Here is an 18235-nt window from a genome sequence, read left to right on the forward strand (position 1 = left end):
CCTGATCCGTCCGGTGAACTAGCCGGTAAACGCTATAATCATTTCAAACTAACAGTTTGAAATCGGAGTAAACGGATGCTTGTTCATCTTGATTGCTTTGTCATCAGCGCGGATACCGGCAGCTTTTCAGCGGCTGCGCGACAACTCGGGCTGACCTCGGCGGCGGTAGGGAAAAATGTGACGACGCTGGAAACACAACTTGGCGTGCGCCTGTTTCAGCGTAGTACACGCAAGCTGATGCTGACGGAAGCCGGTGAGCGATTTCTTCAGGAAGTGCGTGGCGGGCTGACGGCAGTAAAAATGGCGATGCAGGGACTTTCCACCTCAACGGAGCGTCCTTCCGGCACGCTGAAAGTCAGTATGGGCACTTTTTTTGGCATGCATTTTATCCTGCCGTTGCTGGTCGAGTTTCTGACCCGTTATCCGGATATCGAGCCTGACTGGGAATTCGATAACCGGAAAATAGATCTGATCGGTGAGCGTTTTGATGCCGCTATCGGCGGTGGATTCGATTTACCGCAGGGGATTGTGGCGCGGGAACTGGCACCGATACATGCCGTGCTGGCGGCGTCACCGGGTTATCTGAGCCAGCACCCACCGTTTCTGGAGCCGGAAGATCTGGCGCGAAGCGCAGGTATCCGCATCCGTTCGCCGCAAACCGGACGGATACGCAACTACATGCTGCGTAATGCTTCGGGGCAGGAGGCACCGGTGAATTTACCCGTGCGGATGACGTTTAATGAACCCGAAGCCTGTTGCCGTGCGGCTGAAATGGGGCTGGGAATGGTGATGGCCAATATGCCGGATCTTCTCCCTGCGCTGGAAAGTGGAAAACTGGTGAGGGTACTTCCTGAATGGTATGCAGAGGCGGGGGCTGTTTTCCTGTATTTTCCGACACATAAGCTGCTCCCGGCCAAGACCCGGGTGTTCGTCGATTTTATTATTGAGAAATTCCGCGAGCACCATATTGCCAGGCGTATTGATGCGCGGATCACCGCACAAAAAATGCCCGACAAATGACAACATAGTTGTCATCTTTTTTAACGAACTTTGATAGTCTGTGAAACAGTCGCGATGCACCGGGCTACCGGGGGCTGATCGCCGCGCTACTTAACCAAACCAAGGAGATGTATACCGTGTTCCAACATGTCGATGCCTATGCCGGTGACCCGATTTTGTCGCTGATGGAAAGTTTCAAGACCGATCCGAGACAAGATAAGGTAAACCTGAGCATCGGTCTTTATTACGACGAGCAGGGTATTATTCCGCAACTGGCTGCGGTGGAAAATGCAGAAAACCAGCTGAACGCCGGGCCGCAGGCCGCGTCAGTGTATCTGCCAATGGAAGGTCTGCCGGCATACCGTGCAGGCATTCAGGAACTGCTGTTTGGTGCCGATCATCCGGCGCTCAAACAACAGCGTATCGCGACGATTCAGACCGTCGGCGGGTCCGGCGCGCTGAAAGTGGGTGCAGATTTCCTGAAGTTTTATTTCCCGAATTCAGAAGTTTATGTGAGTGACCCGACCTGGGAAAACCACGTGGCTATCTTTGGCGGCGCTGGCTTCAAAGTGCATACTTATCCGTACTTTGACGCAGAAACACTGGGTGTGAATTTCACCGCGATGATCGAACGCCTGAAAACCTTACCGGCGCAAAGCATCGTGCTGCTGCACCCGTGCTGTCATAACCCGACGGGTTCTGACCTGACGCCAGCACAGTGGGATCAGGTGATTGAAGTCACCAAACAGCGCGAGCTGATCCCGTTCCTCGATATCGCCTATCAGGGCTTTGGCGCAGGCATTGATGACGACGCTTACGCCATCCGCGCGATGGCGGCAGCGGGCGTGAACTGCTTCGTCAGCAACTCCTTCTCGAAAATTTTCTCCCTGTATGGCGAGCGCGTCGGCGGATTGTCTGTGGTCTGTGAAGACAGTGAAGCCGCAGGCCGCGTACTGGGCCAGCTGAAAGCGACCGTGCGCCGTAACTACTCCAGTCCGCCGAATTTTGGTGCGAAAGTGGTGGCGAAAGTCCTGAGTGACAGCACCCTGAACGCGCAATGGAAAGCAGAAGTCGAGAAAATGCGTACCCGTATTCTGGAGATGCGCCACACGCTGGTCGACAGCCTGAAAACCGCCTTGCCGGGCCGCAATTTTGACTACCTGCTGCAACAGCGCGGGATGTTCAGCTACACCGGTTTCAGCGAAGCGCAGGTGGTTCGTCTGCGTGAAGAGTTCGGTGTATACCTGATCCTCAGCGGTCGCGTGTGCATGGCTGGCCTGAATCACCATAATGTGAAACAGGTGGCCGAGGCCTTCGCGGCCGTGCAGTAAATCCCCGTCATACTTCGGGGTGAGTGAGCTTACACCTTGCTTCAGCCCGAATTATTTAGGGGATTAAGCGTTGTTTAGGGCTGACAGAAATGTCGGCCTTTTTTGTATTTGCGATCTTCTACCTTTCTTTTTCGCGATGTTGCTGCACACTAAATAGACGATTTCGGTTCGCGGGATCGTCATCATCAGACAAGGAGAGAGACCAAAATGACCAGTTCGGAATTGCTCGACTATTGCATGGGAAAACCCGGAGCAGAACAAAGTACCCAAAATCAGCTCGGTGCAAATCAGATAAAAGTGGGCGGGGTGATGTTCGCCATGTTCTGCGATTGCCAGGGACATGAAGCGGTTTCGCTGAAAACCAGCACGGGCATGGCAGGCAAGTTACGTGCCGAACATACCTGTATTCTTCCGGGTAAGAATCTCAATAAAGCGCACTGGAATACTGTGGTTCTCGACGGCAGCTTGCCGGATTCTCAATTTTATTCCCTGATCGACAGTTCTTATCAGATGGTTGTCTCCGGCTTAGAGGAACATCGCCGTCAGGAAATTGGCATCTGATCGCCTGACCAGTGGCCGGTTTTCAGCGTCGCGGGTGAGAAATCCGGTGAGGCTGCACGCCACGGCAATGCGGCGCGAAAGCGCCACACGCGGGTGATATCCAGACTCCAGTAGCGTTCCGCACCTGCCGGGCCGGGAAACGCTTCCGGCTGCCAGTGGACCTGTGTATGTCCCTGCAGATGCAAAATATCGCCGTTGTCGAAATCCATAAACAGCAGCGCTGCACGCGGTTCTGCCAGTAAATTTCCCAGCGTATTCATGTACCTGTTGCCGCGAAAATCCGGTACCCACAGCCGGTTACCCACCAGATGTGCAAATCCCGGCTGACCGCCGCGATGCGACACATCCGCGCCGCCATGCGCGTGACTGGCGATGAAAAATGTATCTGAACGCGCAATCAGTGCGCGCGCGTCGGCATCCGGCTCCGTCATATCTTCCCGCGGAGGCAGCGGTAAGGTGACCGGCGTATCCGTCAATTTGCGGATCTGAATGTACTGCGGACAATTGCCAAAACTCTGATCGACGACGATCTCGATCCGGTTTTTATCAATGCGTCCGATCCTGCCGTTCACCCGGTTACGCCGCCGGTTGGAAAAGTCGATCCCCAGCCCGCCAATCTGTTTTCCCGGTTGTAAGGCGGCCAGCGCCGGATCGTCCGCCCGCCTTGGGGCATTCACCCGCAAATGCGTATCATCCGGCGTGCGGATAAACCCGGCGGGTCCGGTCAGCAGTGTCGCCACCGGCCAGCCGTTTTCATCCAGCGTGGAGATAAACAAATAGGGCAGCGCGGCAAAAAACAACCGATGCTGTTCCGGCATCGCTTCACGGATGCCGTGTGCTTCGACGTCAAACCCTGCCATGTCCTGAGCCAGGATTTCGTCCGCATGGAAAGGGTTTCTCATCGTGTTTACCCCACAATTTCAGGCAAAGGTAACGCAGGAAGCGGCGTAAAACCGGGCAGACCTTCAATCCGTGCAAGCCAGCGCTGAATAGACGGATAACCGGTCAGGGAAACGCCGCCTTCCGGTGCGGTCGCCACGTAGCTGTAACAGGCCAGATCGGCAATGGTGGCGCGATCCGTTGCCAGAAACTCACGATTTTCCAGATGCTTGTCCAGCTGCGGCAAGAATCTTGCTGAAATCTTCAGGGCGTTTTCATAGGCTTCCGGCGCAGAAAACTGTTTGACCATACGCGCAGACGCCGGACCGAAACGCACTTCCCCGGCGGCACGGGATAACCATTTCTGCACCTCAGCGGCCTTCAGCGGATCTTCCGGCAACCAGTGGCTGTCGGGCGCATAGCGCTTTACCAGATACACCAGAATCGCGTTGCTGTCGGTGAGCACGTGTTCACCGTCGATAAGAACGGGGATCTGGCGCAGCGGATTGAGCCGCGCAAATTCTTCTGTCTGGCGCACGTCGGCACCGGCTTCCGTGGCTTCAAACGGCAGATTTAGCATATTCAGCAGCAAGGTCACGCGGTGGCAGTGGCCGGAAAGCGGTGTGCTGTAAAGTTGGATGGCGGGCATGGGTTGTCTCCTTTATGTGTCTGACGTCAAGATTACTCTTGCGCTAAATGATTGTGATCCACGAAGATTGAAATTGAGTGTTTCACCTTGTGGAAGAATCTATGGATCGTTTGGATGAAATGGCGATTTTTGTCGCTGTACTTCAGTATGGCAGCCTGGCGGAAGCTGCCCGTAAACTTCATCGTTCGCCACCGGCAATCACCCGCGCCATTGCTTCGCTGGAACATCGCTTCGGCGCGAGGCTGGTCGAGCGCACCACCCGCAGCCTGGCTCCGACCGAAGCGGGCGCCCGGCTGGCAGAAAAGGCGCGAATTTTACTCAGTCAGTATCAGGATGCGGTAGAGGACACAGCAGAAACTCAGCTCAGTGGTCTGTTGCGTATCACCGCGCCGGTGCAGTTTGGCCGTAAACACATTGCGCCGCTGGTGATGGAATTTCTGGCGCAGCATCCTGACATGCAAATCGAAATGATGCTAAACGACCGGAATCTGGATCTGATCGACGAAGGGTTAGATCTGGCGGTGCGTATCGGGCATCAGGAAGACTCAGGTAAAGTCGCGCGTAAGGTGGCAGAAGTCACCCGCGTACTGGTCTCTAGCCCGGCGTATCTGGCGTTACACGGCGAGCCGCAGCATCCGTCTGAACTGGCTTCGCATCAGACGGTGATGGGCACGCTGCGCACGCAAATCCGTGAATGGCGTTTCGGGCCGCATGAGGACGACCTGCGCGTCCGGCTGTCGCCGCGTTTGCTTTCTAATGACGTCGAATCGCAGCTTCTGGCGGTGCGCAGCGGGCAGGGGATTGCGCGCTTGTTGTCTTATCAGGTGAGCGACGATTTACAGGCGGGCAGCATGGTAAGACTTCTGGCGGATTTCGAACCGCTGCCACTGCCGGTTCAACTGGTGGCGCAACAGGTGCAGCAGATGCCGCGAAAGGTCAGGACATTCTGGGATTTCGCTTATCAGCGTCTGAGCGTGCTGCCCCAGCTTCATGCCCTCAGTGCATCCTCAGAACAGTGACGCGGATCACGCTCGCTTGCGGTAAAAATAACCTACTCTGAGAGTTGTGCAAAAACAGTGAGTTACTTCAGGACAGGTTGTCCGTTTGCTCACGCCAACCCAGAAGGAAAGGATGATGACCCGTAACCGGCTGAATCTTGCCACGCTTTTGATACTGGCGCTCAGCGCGCCGATCTCCATGACTGTCTCTGCGCAGAGTTTGCCGCAAGATGCTGACGCGTCGGTGCCTGCCAAAAACTACATCACGGCGGTAAATCCTGATTTAACGATCACTTACCGGCTGTATGCGCCGACTGCCGAACACGTCGACGTGGTGACCGGTGCGACGCCGGTAACTTACATTCCGCATCAGATGAAGAAGGACGATAAAGGCGTCTGGAGCTGGACGTCGGATGCGCAGAAACCGAATCTTTACGAATATTTCTTCAATGTTGATGGCTTACGCATTGCCGATCCGGGCAGCGCGATGCCCAAGCCGCAACGTCAGGTGAATACCAGCCTGATCCTGGTGCCGGGCAGTATTCTGGATGTGAAAAACGTACCGCACGGCGAAGTCCGCACGCTGACTTATCATTCCGCCGCGCTGAATTCCGAGCGTCAGGTCGCGGTATGGACACCGCCGGGTTATACCGATGCGTCACAACCGCTGCCGGTGCTCTATTTCTACCACGGCTTTGGTGATACAGGCCGCTCGGCGCTGGATCAGGGGCGTATTCCGCAAATCATGGATAACTTGCTGGCGGAGAAAAAAATCGCGCCAATGTTAGTGGTTATTCCTGATACCGAAACTGACGCCAAAGGCGTGGTGCCGGAAGATTACGTCACCAAAGATCGCCGCAAGGAGTTTTATCCGCGCAATGCCGCGGCGGCGGATAAAGAGCTGACCGGCGACATCATCCCGCTGATTTCCAAAACTTTCCGTGTACGCGATGACGCCGCCGGACGCGCACTGGCCGGGCTTTCACAAGGCGGTTATCAGACGCTGATCAGCGGCATGACGCATCTCGATCAGTTCGGCTGGCTGGCGACGTTAAGCGGTGTCACTACCACGACTGTCCCGAATGCCGACGTCGAAAAACGCTTCGCAGAACCGGATAAAATAAACGCCCAGCTGAAAAACTTTACTTTAGTGGTGGGTGAAAAAGATGTGGTGACGGGCAAAGACATTGCCGGACTGAAATCTGAGCTGGAAGAGAAGAGGATTAAATTCGATTACCACGAATACCCGAATCTCGGTCACGAAATGGACGTCTGGCGTCCGGCTTACGCGGAGTTTGTGCAGAAGATCTTTAAGTAAGTTTGAACCGCAATGTAGAAAAGTTAGCTCCTCCCCCTGCGAAGGGGAGGAGCTGATCGGCGCTTTAACCTTTCGTTAAGCGCTTTTCTTCGCTTGCTGGCTGTGGCGTTCCAGCAACGGTTTCAGGAAGCGGGCGGTGTGCGATTCTTTGCACTCCGCGACGGTTTCCGGTGTGCCGGCTACCAGAATCTGACCACCCCCCGCACCGCCTTCCGGTCCGAGATCGACAATCCAGTCCGCGGTTTTTATCACGTCCAGGTTGTGTTCAATCACCACGATGGTGTTGCCCTGATCGCGTAACTGATGCAGTACTTCCAGCAGTTGCTGAATATCGGCAAAGTGCAGGCCGGTAGTCGGTTCGTCGAGAATATACAGCGTCTGACCGGTACCGCGTTTGGACAGCTCACGCGCCAGTTTCACGCGCTGCGCTTCACCGCCGGACAGCGTGGTCGCCGACTGGCCGAGGCTGATATAAGTCAGACCGACGTCGATCAGCGTCTGCAATTTACGCGCAAGGGCAGGAACGGCATCGAAGAAACCACGTGCTTCTTCAATGGTCATTTCCAGTACTTCGTGGATGCTCTTGCCTTTGTATTTAATTTCCAGCGTTTCGCGGTTATAGCGTTTGCCTTTGCACTGATCGCATGGCACATAAATATCCGGCAGGAAGTGCATTTCGACTTTGATCACGCCGTCGCCCTGACAGGCTTCGCAGCGTCCGCCTTTGACGTTGAAACTGAAACGTCCCGGCGTATAACCGCGTGAACGGGATTCCGGTACACCGGCAAACAGTTCGCGAACCGGGGTGAAAATGCCGGTGTAAGTCGCCGGGTTAGAACGTGGCGTACGGCCAATCGGGCTCTGATCGATATCGATGACTTTATCGAAATGTCCCAGACCTTCGATTTCGCGATACGGAGCCGCTTCGGCAATCGTCGCGCCGTTCAGCTCGCGCTGTGCCAGCGGGAATAGCGTGTCGTTAATCAGCGTCGATTTACCTGAACCGGACACACCGGTGATGCAGGTAAACAGGCCTACCGGCAGCGTCAGCGTCACGTCTTTCAGGTTGTTGCCTTTCGCGCCGGAAAGTTTCAGCACTTTAGCCGCATCCGCAGGAACACGCTGCGCCGGTACAGAAATTTCACGTTTACCGCTGAGGAACTGGCCGGTCAGTGAATTTTCCGTCGCCATGATGTCTTCTGCGGTGCCTTCAGCCACCACTTCGCCGCCATGAACGCCAGCTCCCGGACCGATATCAATAATATGGTCAGCGGCGCGGATCGCGTCTTCGTCGTGCTCAACCACAATCACGGTATTGCCCAGATCACGCAGGTGGATCAGGGTTTCCAGCAGACGTTCGTTGTCGCGCTGATGCAGGCCGATAGACGGCTCATCCAGCACGTACATCACGCCCACCAGACCGGCACCAATCTGGCTCGCCAGACGGATACGCTGAGCTTCACCGCCAGACAGCGTTTCCGCAGAACGGGACAGTGAGAGGTAATTCAGGCCGACGTTCACCAGGAATTTCAGGCGATCGCCAATCTCTTTCAGCACTTTCTCAGCAATTTTGGCGCGCTGGCCGCTGAGTTTCATATTGCGGAAGAAATCCATCGCATGGCCGATGCTGAAATCAGAGATTTCCGGCAGCGTGGTTTCTTCGACAAACACGTTGCGCGCTTCTTCACGCAGGCGGGTGCCACGACATGAAGTACACGGACGGTTGCTGATGTATTTGGACAGTTCTTCACGTACCGCGCTGGATTCCGTTTCTTTATAACGGCGTTCCATATTGTGCAGCACGCCTTCAAACGGATGGCGACGGATAGACGTATCACCGCGATCGTTGATGTATTTGAATTCAATGGTGGTTTTGCCGGAACCGTGCAGGATGGCGTGTTGCACGTCACTGCTCAGGTCATTAAACGGCGCTTCCACGTCGAAATCATAATGCTCGCCAAGAGAGCGCAGCATCTGGAAGTAATAGAAGTTACGGCGATCCCAGCCGCGGATCGCGCCACCTGCCAGAGAAAGCTCAGGGTTTTGCACCACACGTTCAGGGTCGAAGAACTGCTGCACGCCCAGCCCGTCACAGGTCGGACAGGCACCGGCCGGGTTGTTGAACGAGAACATACGCGGCTCAAGCTCGCGCATGCTGTAGCCACACACCGGACAGGCGAAGTTGGCAGAGAACAGCATCTCATCGGCTTTCGGATCATCCATATCGGCGACCACGGCGGTACCGCCGGAAAGCTCAAGCGCGGTTTCAAACGATTCCGCCAGACGCTGCGCCAGATCATCACGCACTTTAAAGCGGTCAACGACCACTTCAATGGTGTGCTTTTTCTGCAATTCCAGTTTCGGCGGATCCGATAAGTCACAGACTTCGCCGTCGATACGCGCGCGGATATAGCCCTGCGACGCCAGGTTTTCCAGCGTCTTGGTGTGCTCGCCTTTGCGATCTTTAACGATAGTCGCCAGCAACATCAGGCGCTGACCTTCCGGCTGCGCCAGCACGTTATCCACCATCTGGCTGACGGTCTGGGCTGACAGCGGAATATTATGATCCGGGCAGCGCGGCTCGCCTACGCGGGCAAACAGCAGACGCAGGTAGTCGTGGATTTCGGTGATCGTCCCGACGGTAGAACGCGGGTTATGCGACGTTGATTTTTGCTCAATCGAAATCGCCGGAGACAGACCTTCAATATGGTCGACGTCCGGTTTTTCCATTAAGGATAAAAATTGGCGTGCGTAGGCAGACAGCGACTCGACATAGCGGCGCTGGCCTTCGGCGTACAGCGTATCGAACGCCAGAGAGGACTTGCCTGAACCGGATAAGCCGGTGACAACAATCAGTTTGTCGCGCGGGATAATCAGGTTGATATTCTTGAGATTATGGGTGCGTGCGCCCCGAACTTCGATCTTATCCATTCATCATTCCCGGTTTAACTTGATAGCTCACCGTGCCGGTGACCGTCGTGAAATACAGCTTCGCGCCAGCCATCGAATCGGGCACAGAGAAGAACGTAACGCGCAATTATGACACAAATCACAGCCCATGCCACCCCAAAACCTGAATGTATATCCAGTACTCGATGTAACAATGGAATGTTTGCTGAACAATCTGGAAAGAATGCCGCATCCTCAGACATCCATGGTACGAAGGTATCGTTTTATGGTTATAATGCTGCAAAGTGTGACCTTCCACACCTCGGATTGTGGTTTCAACCACGACATACATCATCAGGAGAATCCACATGGCCAGCAGAGGCGTAAACAAAGTTATTCTCGTCGGTAATCTGGGACAAGACCCGGAAGTCCGCTACATGCCTAACGGCGGCGCGGTTGCCAATATCACTCTGGCAACCTCTGAAAGCTGGCGTGACAAAGCCACCGGCGAGCAGAAAGAAAAAACGGAATGGCACCGTGTGGTGTTGTTCGGCAAATTAGCGGAAGTCGCGGGTGAATACCTGAAGAAAGGTTCTCAGGTTTACATCGAAGGTGCACTGCAAACCCGTAAATGGACCGATCAGGCTGGCGTTGAAAAATACACCACCGAAGTCGTCGTTAACGTGGGTGGCACCATGCAGATGCTCGGCGGTCGTGCCGGCGGCGGCGCTCCAGCAGGTGGCGGTCAGCCATCCGCAGGCGGCCAGCAGGGCAGTTGGGGTCAGCCTCAGCAGCCACAAGGCGGCAACCAGTTCAGCGGCGGCCAGCAGGCTCGTCCGGCTGCGCAGAACAACGCGCCAGCACAGAACAACGAACCCCCAATGGATTTCGACGACGATATCCCGTTCTGATGGGTTGCCTTCGGGCATCAATGTCAGACATCGTGTCAGAAAAACAAAAAGCCCCGAAAGGGGCTTTTTGCTGTCCGGCATTCAGGGATCTCTGACCCCTCACACTTTCCCCACAGCACCAAACACTAATCTGCCCTGATGGAACGTCGCTTTCACGTCTGACACCCGCGCGACCGCTTCGGCGGAACAGCTGGCGTCGACCAGGATCATCTCTGCGTTATCGTTCACTGCGGGCCACTGGCGTTTGCCGCTGTCATCGAGTGGAAGGACGTTGCCGGTGGCGATAGCAAGGGAGCGCGTCAGGCCAAATTCGTCGGAGTTGCCGTAGAGCTGGGCGTAGAGACTGGCTTTTTCCAGCATGCTGCCGGTGCCAAACGGCGACCAGTGGTCGATCACGCTGTCGGTGCCGGTCATCACGAAAACACCATTCTGGCTGAGCTGCGGCAGCGGCATGTTCAGTTTGCCCAGCGGAATGGTGGAGGCGACGGTGAACTGCTGCTCGGAAAGTCCGGCGATCACTTCTTCAAGTTCTGCACCCTGCATCATCGCCAGCGCGAAACCGTGGCTGAGCGTCACTTTGCCTTTCAGCTGCGGGTTTTTCTCCACGGTCTGAATCATGTATTTCACCGCCGCAATACCTGCGGGTGTGGTTTCATGCAGATGAATATCCACGCCTTTCTGGGTATCCAGTGCAATCTGGAACATTGCGTCGAGGGATTTTTCCATCGCGCCGTCCACATTAGTCGGATCCAGCCCGCCGACGTACTGCACGCCCATTTGCATCGCTTCGCGCATCAGGCCGTCGACTTTCGAATGCAGTAATCCGTGCTGCGGGAACGCCACGATTTCACAGCTGAAATCCTGCTGATGTTTTTCCAGTGCGAGTTTCAGATGCTCCAGGCTTTTCAGGCCGCTGACCGGGTCGATATTGCAATGACTGCGCGCCCCGGTCGTACCTTTGGAATGCAGCAGGCCGATGATTGCTTCGGCGTGTTCTACTGACGTCGGTAACAGTTGCGGGATCAGCACCTGTTCGCGGGCAATCATGTCCATGATAGTTTTGCCTTTACGCGGGCGCGGCGCTTCCCATTTGCCACCGTAGAAGGTCTTGTCGAGGTGGATATGCATGTCACGCGTGGCGGGCAGCAGAAGTAATCCCCGCGCATCAAAGGCAGGCAACGTAGTGGCCGGTGCATCTTTTGCTGGCTGGATCGCAACAATTTTTCCGTTGTTGATCTCCAGATTGTACAACCCGGTTTTCGTGGCAATAACGATATCGCCTTCGCGCTCAAAACCCTCTTCCAGCCGGACATTACGCAGCTGGTAGTGCGGAGCAGAAATGGCGTTGATCTGGCTGGCATCGTCACATTTTTCGTTCATTGCGCCTGCTTTAAACGGCGAGGCCGATGCGAAGCCGGAGGCCATCCCTGCGGTGAGCAGTGCGCCGGTGGCGGTGATTCTGGCGCTATGAGAGAGAAAGTTTCTGCGGCTTTGTTGCTGAGGATTTTGCACGTCGAATTCCTTAATCATGATGCGGGAGGATGCTGCTTCCCTTTCACCCTAAAAGATATCGCCGGTTCCGGCTGCGATTTTTCCCACTGCCTGTCAGTGGGAAACCTAATGCCTAACTGAGCTGGCAAAAATCCTTTAATTTTCCGGCCAGTGCGATTTGTGCTGGCGTCGCATCGGGGCGGTAAAACAGCGCCAGTTCGACGTTATCAATCTGAGGCAATCCGCTTTCCGCACCTAAAATCCGGTGTTCCGGCAGACGGCAGCTGGCCGGTAATAATGTCACCCCCAGTCCTGCGGCACTGGCAGCGACCAGCGCGGCGAGGCTGGCGCTGCTGTAACTGATGCGCCAGCTGCGCCCGAGGGAATCCAGCGCATGACACAATTCTTCGCGGTATAAGCCGTTGAGCGGAAACAGTACCAGCGGGATCGGATCCCGTTCAAATGCCGGAAACGCGGCGCTGTCGAGCCACAGCATCGGCTCGGGACGCGAGGCATTGGCTTTCTCGCCGGTCAGCTGCTTCACCAGAATGATGTCCAGCATGTCCTGTTGCCAGGCGCGGCGCAGTTCGTGGCTCAGGCCGCTGGTGACGTCGAGGCGGATCTGCGGATGGGCGCGGCTGAACTGCGCCAGCAGCGTTGTGGTCGCTGCCGCAAAATCTTCCGGCACGCCGAGACGCACCACGCCGTCCGGCCACTGGTCGCTCAGTGCATCGTGTGCTTCACCATTGAGCGCAATGATGCGCCGCGCATAGCCGAGCAGCCGTTCGCCTTCTTCGGTGAGCTGCACCTGATGGGAAGTGCGTTCCAGCAGCGGCTTGCCCAGCGCTTCTTCCAGCCTGCGGATCTGCTGGCTGACGGTCGATTGCGACAGATAAACGCGGTCGGCGGCGCGGGTAAAACTGCCGGTTTCGCATACGGCGACAAAACTGAGTAACTGCTGCGGGCTGAACATCGGATAGCGATTCATTTTATAAATACTTATGTTTAATGTATTCGAAATATCAATACTACCCAGAGTACCAACCTTCAGGCCCGCGCACCACACTGACTCATTGCGTGGGGATTTCGCGCCTCCTGCTCCAAAAGAACGCCTCGTTTTAGGGCATTTCTCCCGCGCTCCGGCAGTTTCTGATTTCACTTAAGATTGTATACAAGGCTTCGGCGGCAAAATGTCTTTCTGGTACAGAAATTGCTTTTCTCCTGTATGACTCAGGGGAGAAAAATATGAAAGCGATCGTGATTGGTGGCGGTATTGGCGGTACGTGTGCGGCGATTGCGCTGAAGCGTTTTGGTATCGAAACGGCTGTATACGAGGCGGTGAAGGAGATCAAACCGGTGGGCGCGGCGATTTCGATCTGGCCAAATGGCGTGAAGTGCCTGAACTATCTGGGTATGAAAGACGCGCTGCGCCAACTGGGTGGCAACATGCGTTTTATGGCCTACAAAGAATATCAGCAGGGTCAGACCATGACGCGTTTCAGCATGGATCCGCTGATCCAAAGCGTCGGCGAGCAGCCGTATCCGGTAGCGCGCGCGGAACTTCAGTCGATGCTGCTTGATACCTATGGCCGCGATCAGGTGCAGTTTGGCAAACGCGTCACACACGTTGAAGATTCCGCCGACAGCGTCACCGCCTGGTTTGACGACGGCACCTCTGCGACCGGCGATTTGCTGATCGCTGCCGACGGCACCCATTCTATTATCCGCCAGCACGTTCTGGGCTATGCCACGGAGCGCCGCTACGCCGGTTACGTTAACTGGAACGGTCTGGTGGAAATCGACGAAAGCATTGCACCTGCGGATCAATGGACGACGTTTGTCGGCGAAGGCAAACGGGTTTCGCTGATGCCGGTGAGCGGCAACCGTTTCTACTTCTTCTTTGATGTGCCGCTGCCAAAAGGTTTGCCGCAGGATCGCACCACCGTGCGCGACGATTTGCAGGGCTATTTTGCGGGCTGGGCAGAACCGGTGCAGAAATTGATCAGTCAGATTGATCCGCAGACCACCAACCGCGTTGAAATTCACGACATCGAACCCTTTATGCAACTGGTTAAAGGCCGTATTGCATTGCTCGGTGATTCCGGCCACAGCACCACGCCGGATATCGGGCAGGGTGGCTGTGCGGCGATGGAAGATGCGGTGGTGCTGGCCAATATGCTGCAAACCAATTCATTAGGCATTGAAGATGCGCTGCTACGTTATCAGGAAAAGCGCGCGTATCGCGTGAAGGATCTGGTGCTGAAAGCGCGTAAACGCTGCGATGTCACCCACGGCAAAGAAATGGCCGTCACTGAACAATGGTATGAAGATTTAAAAACTGAAACCGGTGAACGCATTCTTTCCGGTATGTGCGAAACCATTCTGGGCGGGCCGCTGGAATAGTTTTTTATTCGCAGGAAATAACTTTTTACATATCCTTAAAGTTCCCTGTGTTTTTGCCGAAAATAGCATCAGAAGGATCAAGGTATCCACTGGCGCTGTGACGCATAAAACATAGGGACTCATCAGGATGACAGTTATCTCTGCGACAGGTAATCAGGCGCTCAACACGCTGGTTACGGCGACAAAATCACTGACGGCGGTCACTTCTGCGACCCGTCAGCAGCAGGTTTCGGCGCAATCCACCTCGGTGATGATCGGCCAGACCGACACCCCGTCGCCGGTCTATAACATCACCAAACCGGCACTGGTCTGGGAACGTTCTTCCGGCGACCTGATGTCTTCAAAGCTCGCCTCGAACTTCAGCAATGCCGGTAACGCGGCGCGTTTTACCGGGCTCGGTGCGGCGCTGCTTGAGCGTTTTACCACTGACAGCAGCAGTTACTCGCAATCGGTGATGAAACAAACTTCAGCTCAATCAGCCAGTTCAGCGGGCAACGTCGCCGCCCAAAATCAGCTTCATGCCAAAGCCGATAACCAGATAAGCCTGAGCATTAAAACTGCCAGCGGCGCGCTGGTGGATATCACGCTCGGCAGTGATGATGACGGTCTGGGCGTGCAGGTGAATGTCAGCAAAGGCACGCTCAGCGATGCCGATCGCAAAGCACTGGCCGGGCTGGCAGAAGGTTTTCAGAAAGCGATTGATGGCCTGACCGCGCAGCCGCCAAAGCTGGATCTGACTGGCCTGACAAAATTCGACAGCTCGGTGCTGTCGTCGGTGGATTTACACGCCACGCTCGGCACCACCAATACCCAGACGCTGGATTTCCATGCTGATGCCAGTACGCGCTCGGTGAAATCCACCGGTATTGCCGGCACGGTAGATATCAGCGTCGACATGAGCAAACGCGCGCTCCTGGGTACGGATACCCAGCAGAAACAGGCGCTGAACAGTTATCTGAAGCAGATCAACAGCGCAGGCAATCGGGGCAGTGCCGATGATTCGCTGATGGCGATGTTCAAAGATGCCTTTACCGCGCTGAACAGCAATTACGGCGATACGGCAACGACCTATAAAAGCCGGGGTTCTGAACCGGTGTATTTCTCGCTGACTAAAACCGATAAAAACATGATGACCGGGCTGGCGGATTTTACGGCGTCCATTTCGCAAACGCCTGTCGATTCCACCAATCCGATGCGCCCGGATGAAACCGATACGTTCTCCTATCAGCTTTCGCAGTCCAGCACCATTACTGGCACCAGTACGCAGGATCGTAATATCACGCAGAAGCAGCAGTCACATCTGGTCGCCAGTTATCATCAGTCGCTGACACCAGGTCTACAGCTGAACCTGACCAGTGACCGGAACTCGCAGAATTACCTGTATTACCAGATTGATGATAAGTCAGAAAGCACGACCTCTGTTCAGTATCACAAAGGGGCGCTGGTCAGTGCGTCGGTCGATCAGTCGGCCAGCCACTTAACGCATATTCAGAAATATGTGAAAGGCGCGCTGGAGTCCGATACCACCACACCGGAATCCGTGTCGAAAACCACTGATCTGCTCGGTAAGCTGCAATCAGCCTGGGAAAATAATGCGCCGCGGATGTCATTCCAGGATTATCTGAATCATCAGACACTGCCGGATCTCAGCAGTCTGGTGCTGATGGAATCTGATCCTGCACAGTTGAAAAACCGGTCTTAATTAGTGCAGATAAAACGAAAATAGCCTCGTCAGAGGCTGTTTTTTAGGGCTTTATCGCAGGCTTATATTTCAAACTTTGTGCCTTTCACCACGATTTCGTCAAATTGCAGATGATGCATAAACTCGCGCAAAATCAATAAAGTGGCGGCGAAATCATTGCCGTCGGGGATCCCTTCGAAATGTGCGGGACGGCCATTTATCACCAGCGCCAGACGGTCGAAAGTGCGTTCCACGGCGTCGAGCGATAGGATCATTACTTCGTTTTCTGCCTCACCGGCAATACGGGCCAGCGCGCGGATATCGTTATCCGTGCTGAATAATTTGGCGCCCGCCGGAATGTCATGCCGGATGCGGATCACTTCGTCCTCGACCACCATAATGGCGGTTTCCATTTCATCCGGCGTCGGCGGCGAATGGCGGAAATAGCCGACGGACGTCAGCTGTGAGCCCAGTGTCAGGAGCAAATTTGTATCTTCGTTATCATCATTTCGGATGATAACCCGCGTTTCTTCGCCGCCGATATGCAGCAATACAGCAGGTGTGGTCATCGGTTTCTCCCAATCATTAGCGTTCTGATTTATTTCCCGACAGCAGGATCAGGCAATGCTTGCACAGTATTGGTCTATCTGAGATTTGCGCACAAGTCTTAGCATGAAAGCTCATTCATCGGAGGCATTCATGAAACAGATTAATCAAATCTATATTAACGGCGAATTCGTCACCCCGCACGGCAATGAAGTGATGGACCTGATCAATCCTGTGACCGAACAGGTTACGGCTCAGGTTCGTCTGGCTGATGAAACTGATACCCGCCAGGCGATTGCCGCCGCCAGAGCCGCGTACGTAACCTTTTCGCGCACCTCAAAAGCACAGCGCATTCAGTATTTACAGCAACTGCACGATGCCGTACTGGCGCGGGCGGATGAGCTGGAAGCGGTAATGAGTGCAGAATATGGCGGCTCGCTGGCGATGGTGCAGGGCACGGTGGCGCGGTCTTCCGGTGCTTTTTTGCAGGCGATAAAACTCCTCAATGAATACGATTTTGTGCACCACATTGGCCGGGCAAAAGTGGTGATGGAGCCGCTTGGCGTAGTCGGGCTGATTACGCCGTGGAATGCGAATTACGGTTTCATCTGCAACAAAATGGCGACCGCGCTGGCGGCGGGCAGCACGGTGGTGATCAAGCCCAGCGAACTGAGCGCGGGACAAACGCAGGTGCTGACCGAATGCCTGCACGCCGCAGGATTACCGGTGGGCGTATTTAATATCGTCACTGGTCGTGGCGATGTGGTGGGCGCCGAAATGACCCGTCATCCGGATATCGCCAAAATCTCGTTTACCGGTTCGACGCTGGTCGGCAAAACCATTGCCCGCGACGCGGTTGATACCCTGAAACGCGTCACGCTGGAACTCGGCGGCAAGTCGCCCAATATTTTGCTGCCGGATGCCGACCTCGCAAAAGCCATTCCGCTGGCGCTGGCGGTCGGCACCATGAATAACGGTCAGGCATGCATCGCCGGAACGCGTCTGCTGGTGCCGCAGGAACGGCTGGAGGAAGTGAAAACGCATCTGTTGCAGGCGGTGGCGAATGTAAAAGTCGGCGATCCGATGCAGGCAGATATCCAAATCGGTCCGCTGGTGACCGCAAAACAATACGCCCGCGTGCAGAATTATATTCGTCTGGGGATTGAAGAAGGGGCGGAACTGCTGTGCGGCGGCGAAGGCAGGCCGCAAGGACTGGACAGCGGTTATTTCGTCAAACCGACGGTCTTCGTGAACGTTACGCCTGATATGACCATCGCCCGCGAAGAGATTTTCGGACCGGTGCTTTCGGTGCTGACCTACCGCACTGTCGAAGAAGCCGTGCGGATGGCGAACGATACGGTGTACGGCTTGCAGGCGTATGTCAGCGGGGAAAACCGCCAGCAGGCGCGCGAAGTGGCAGCGCAGATTATAGCCGGACGGGTGTTCGTCAACGGCATGTATGACGAGCCGGATGCGCCGTTTGGCGGCTTCAAACAATCCGGTTTAGGGCGCGAATTTGGCACTTACGGGCTGGAAGCGTATCTTGAGCCGAAGACCCTGATCGACGATGAGTGAGGCG

General features: G+C 55.3%; 15 protein-coding genes. 9 read left to right on the forward strand and 6 right to left on the reverse strand.

Annotation, left to right across the window (positions count from 1 at the left end; translation table 11 throughout):
* Positions 1–75 precede the first annotated feature (75 nt).
* From D5398_RS14580 to D5398_RS14590, 3 genes are all read left to right on the forward strand, one after another.
* The gene (locus D5398_RS14580; RefSeq protein ID WP_120508289.1) at positions 76–1020 is read left to right on the forward strand and encodes a LysR family transcriptional regulator; all 945 of its coding nucleotides are present in this window, start codon (positions 76–78) and stop codon (positions 1018–1020) included.
* Between the two features lie 116 nt (positions 1021–1136).
* Entirely contained in the window at positions 1137–2330 is a 1194-nt protein-coding gene (locus D5398_RS14585) for an amino acid aminotransferase (RefSeq protein WP_120508410.1), read from the forward strand.
* Between the two features lie 207 nt (positions 2331–2537).
* Positions 2538–2891: an MmcQ/YjbR family DNA-binding protein gene (locus tag D5398_RS14590; protein ID WP_120508290.1), complete on the forward strand. Its 354-nt coding sequence runs from the start codon at positions 2538–2540 to the stop codon at positions 2889–2891.
* Here D5398_RS14590 and D5398_RS14595 read toward each other — a convergent pair.
* Together D5398_RS14595 and D5398_RS14600 are read right to left on the reverse strand one after the other, a co-directional pair.
* Complete coding sequence (locus D5398_RS14595; protein WP_120508291.1) at positions 2873–3793, reverse strand: pyridoxamine 5'-phosphate oxidase family protein; 921 nt, start codon at positions 3791–3793, stop codon at positions 2873–2875. The genes D5398_RS14590 and D5398_RS14595 overlap by 19 nt on opposite strands.
* A gap of 5 nt (positions 3794–3798) precedes the next feature.
* Complete coding sequence (locus D5398_RS14600) at positions 3799–4419, reverse strand: glutathione S-transferase (protein WP_120508292.1); 621 nt, start codon at positions 4417–4419, stop codon at positions 3799–3801.
* A gap of 101 nt (positions 4420–4520) precedes the next feature.
* Between D5398_RS14600 and D5398_RS14605 the strand changes: the two genes are divergently transcribed.
* The gene (locus D5398_RS14605) at positions 4521–5438 is read left to right on the forward strand and encodes a LysR family transcriptional regulator (protein WP_120508293.1); all 918 of its coding nucleotides are present in this window, start codon (positions 4521–4523) and stop codon (positions 5436–5438) included.
* A 115-nt stretch (positions 5439–5553) separates the two neighbouring features.
* Entirely contained in the window at positions 5554–6735 is a 1182-nt protein-coding gene (locus tag D5398_RS14610; RefSeq protein WP_120508294.1) for an esterase, read from the forward strand.
* A gap of 75 nt (positions 6736–6810) precedes the next feature.
* Here the strand turns inward: D5398_RS14610 and uvrA are convergent, their stop codons facing one another.
* Positions 6811–9666 carry an excinuclease ABC subunit UvrA gene (uvrA, locus tag D5398_RS14615; protein ID WP_120508295.1) on the reverse strand — a complete coding sequence of 952 codons (2856 nt, stop codon included), beginning with the start codon at positions 9664–9666 and terminating at the stop codon, positions 6811–6813.
* A gap of 326 nt (positions 9667–9992) precedes the next feature.
* On the opposite strand from uvrA, the gene D5398_RS14620 reads away from it, so the two are divergent.
* On the forward strand, positions 9993–10535 hold the full coding sequence (locus tag D5398_RS14620; protein ID WP_120508296.1) for a single-stranded DNA-binding protein: 543 nt from the start codon (positions 9993–9995) through the stop codon (positions 10533–10535).
* Between the two features lie 99 nt (positions 10536–10634).
* On the opposite strand, the gene D5398_RS14625 is transcribed toward D5398_RS14620, so the two are convergent.
* Together D5398_RS14625 and D5398_RS14630 are read right to left on the reverse strand one after the other, a co-directional pair.
* Positions 10635–12065 (reverse strand): amidohydrolase family protein, encoded by a 1431-nt coding sequence (locus D5398_RS14625; RefSeq protein WP_120508297.1) that lies wholly within the window; start codon positions 12063–12065, stop codon positions 10635–10637.
* Positions 12066–12159: 94 nt separating this feature from the next.
* Positions 12160–13014: a LysR family transcriptional regulator gene (locus D5398_RS14630; protein WP_120508411.1), complete on the reverse strand. Its 855-nt coding sequence runs from the start codon at positions 13012–13014 to the stop codon at positions 12160–12162.
* 257 nt (positions 13015–13271) lie between these two features.
* On the opposite strand from D5398_RS14630, the gene hpxO reads away from it, so the two are divergent.
* Both hpxO and D5398_RS14640 read left to right on the forward strand, forming a co-directional pair.
* Positions 13272–14429 (forward strand): FAD-dependent urate hydroxylase HpxO, encoded by a 1158-nt coding sequence (hpxO, locus tag D5398_RS14635; protein ID WP_120508298.1) that lies wholly within the window; start codon positions 13272–13274, stop codon positions 14427–14429.
* A 127-nt stretch (positions 14430–14556) separates the two neighbouring features.
* The gene (locus D5398_RS14640) at positions 14557–16131 is read left to right on the forward strand and encodes a hypothetical protein (RefSeq protein WP_120508299.1); all 1575 of its coding nucleotides are present in this window, start codon (positions 14557–14559) and stop codon (positions 16129–16131) included.
* 62 nt (positions 16132–16193) lie between these two features.
* On the opposite strand, the gene D5398_RS14645 is transcribed toward D5398_RS14640, so the two are convergent.
* The gene (locus D5398_RS14645; RefSeq protein WP_120508300.1) at positions 16194–16679 is read right to left on the reverse strand and encodes a hypothetical protein; all 486 of its coding nucleotides are present in this window, start codon (positions 16677–16679) and stop codon (positions 16194–16196) included.
* A gap of 130 nt (positions 16680–16809) precedes the next feature.
* Here D5398_RS14645 and D5398_RS14650 point away from each other — a divergent pair, with 130 nt between their 5' ends.
* Positions 16810–18231: an aldehyde dehydrogenase family protein gene (locus tag D5398_RS14650; RefSeq protein ID WP_120508301.1), complete on the forward strand. Its 1422-nt coding sequence runs from the start codon at positions 16810–16812 to the stop codon at positions 18229–18231.
* Positions 18232–18235: the final 4 nt, after the last annotated feature.

Origin of the sequence: Rahnella bruchi (assembly GCF_003614975.1) — a bacterium.
Lineage (GTDB): Bacteria > Pseudomonadota > Gammaproteobacteria > Enterobacterales > Enterobacteriaceae > Rahnella > Rahnella bruchi.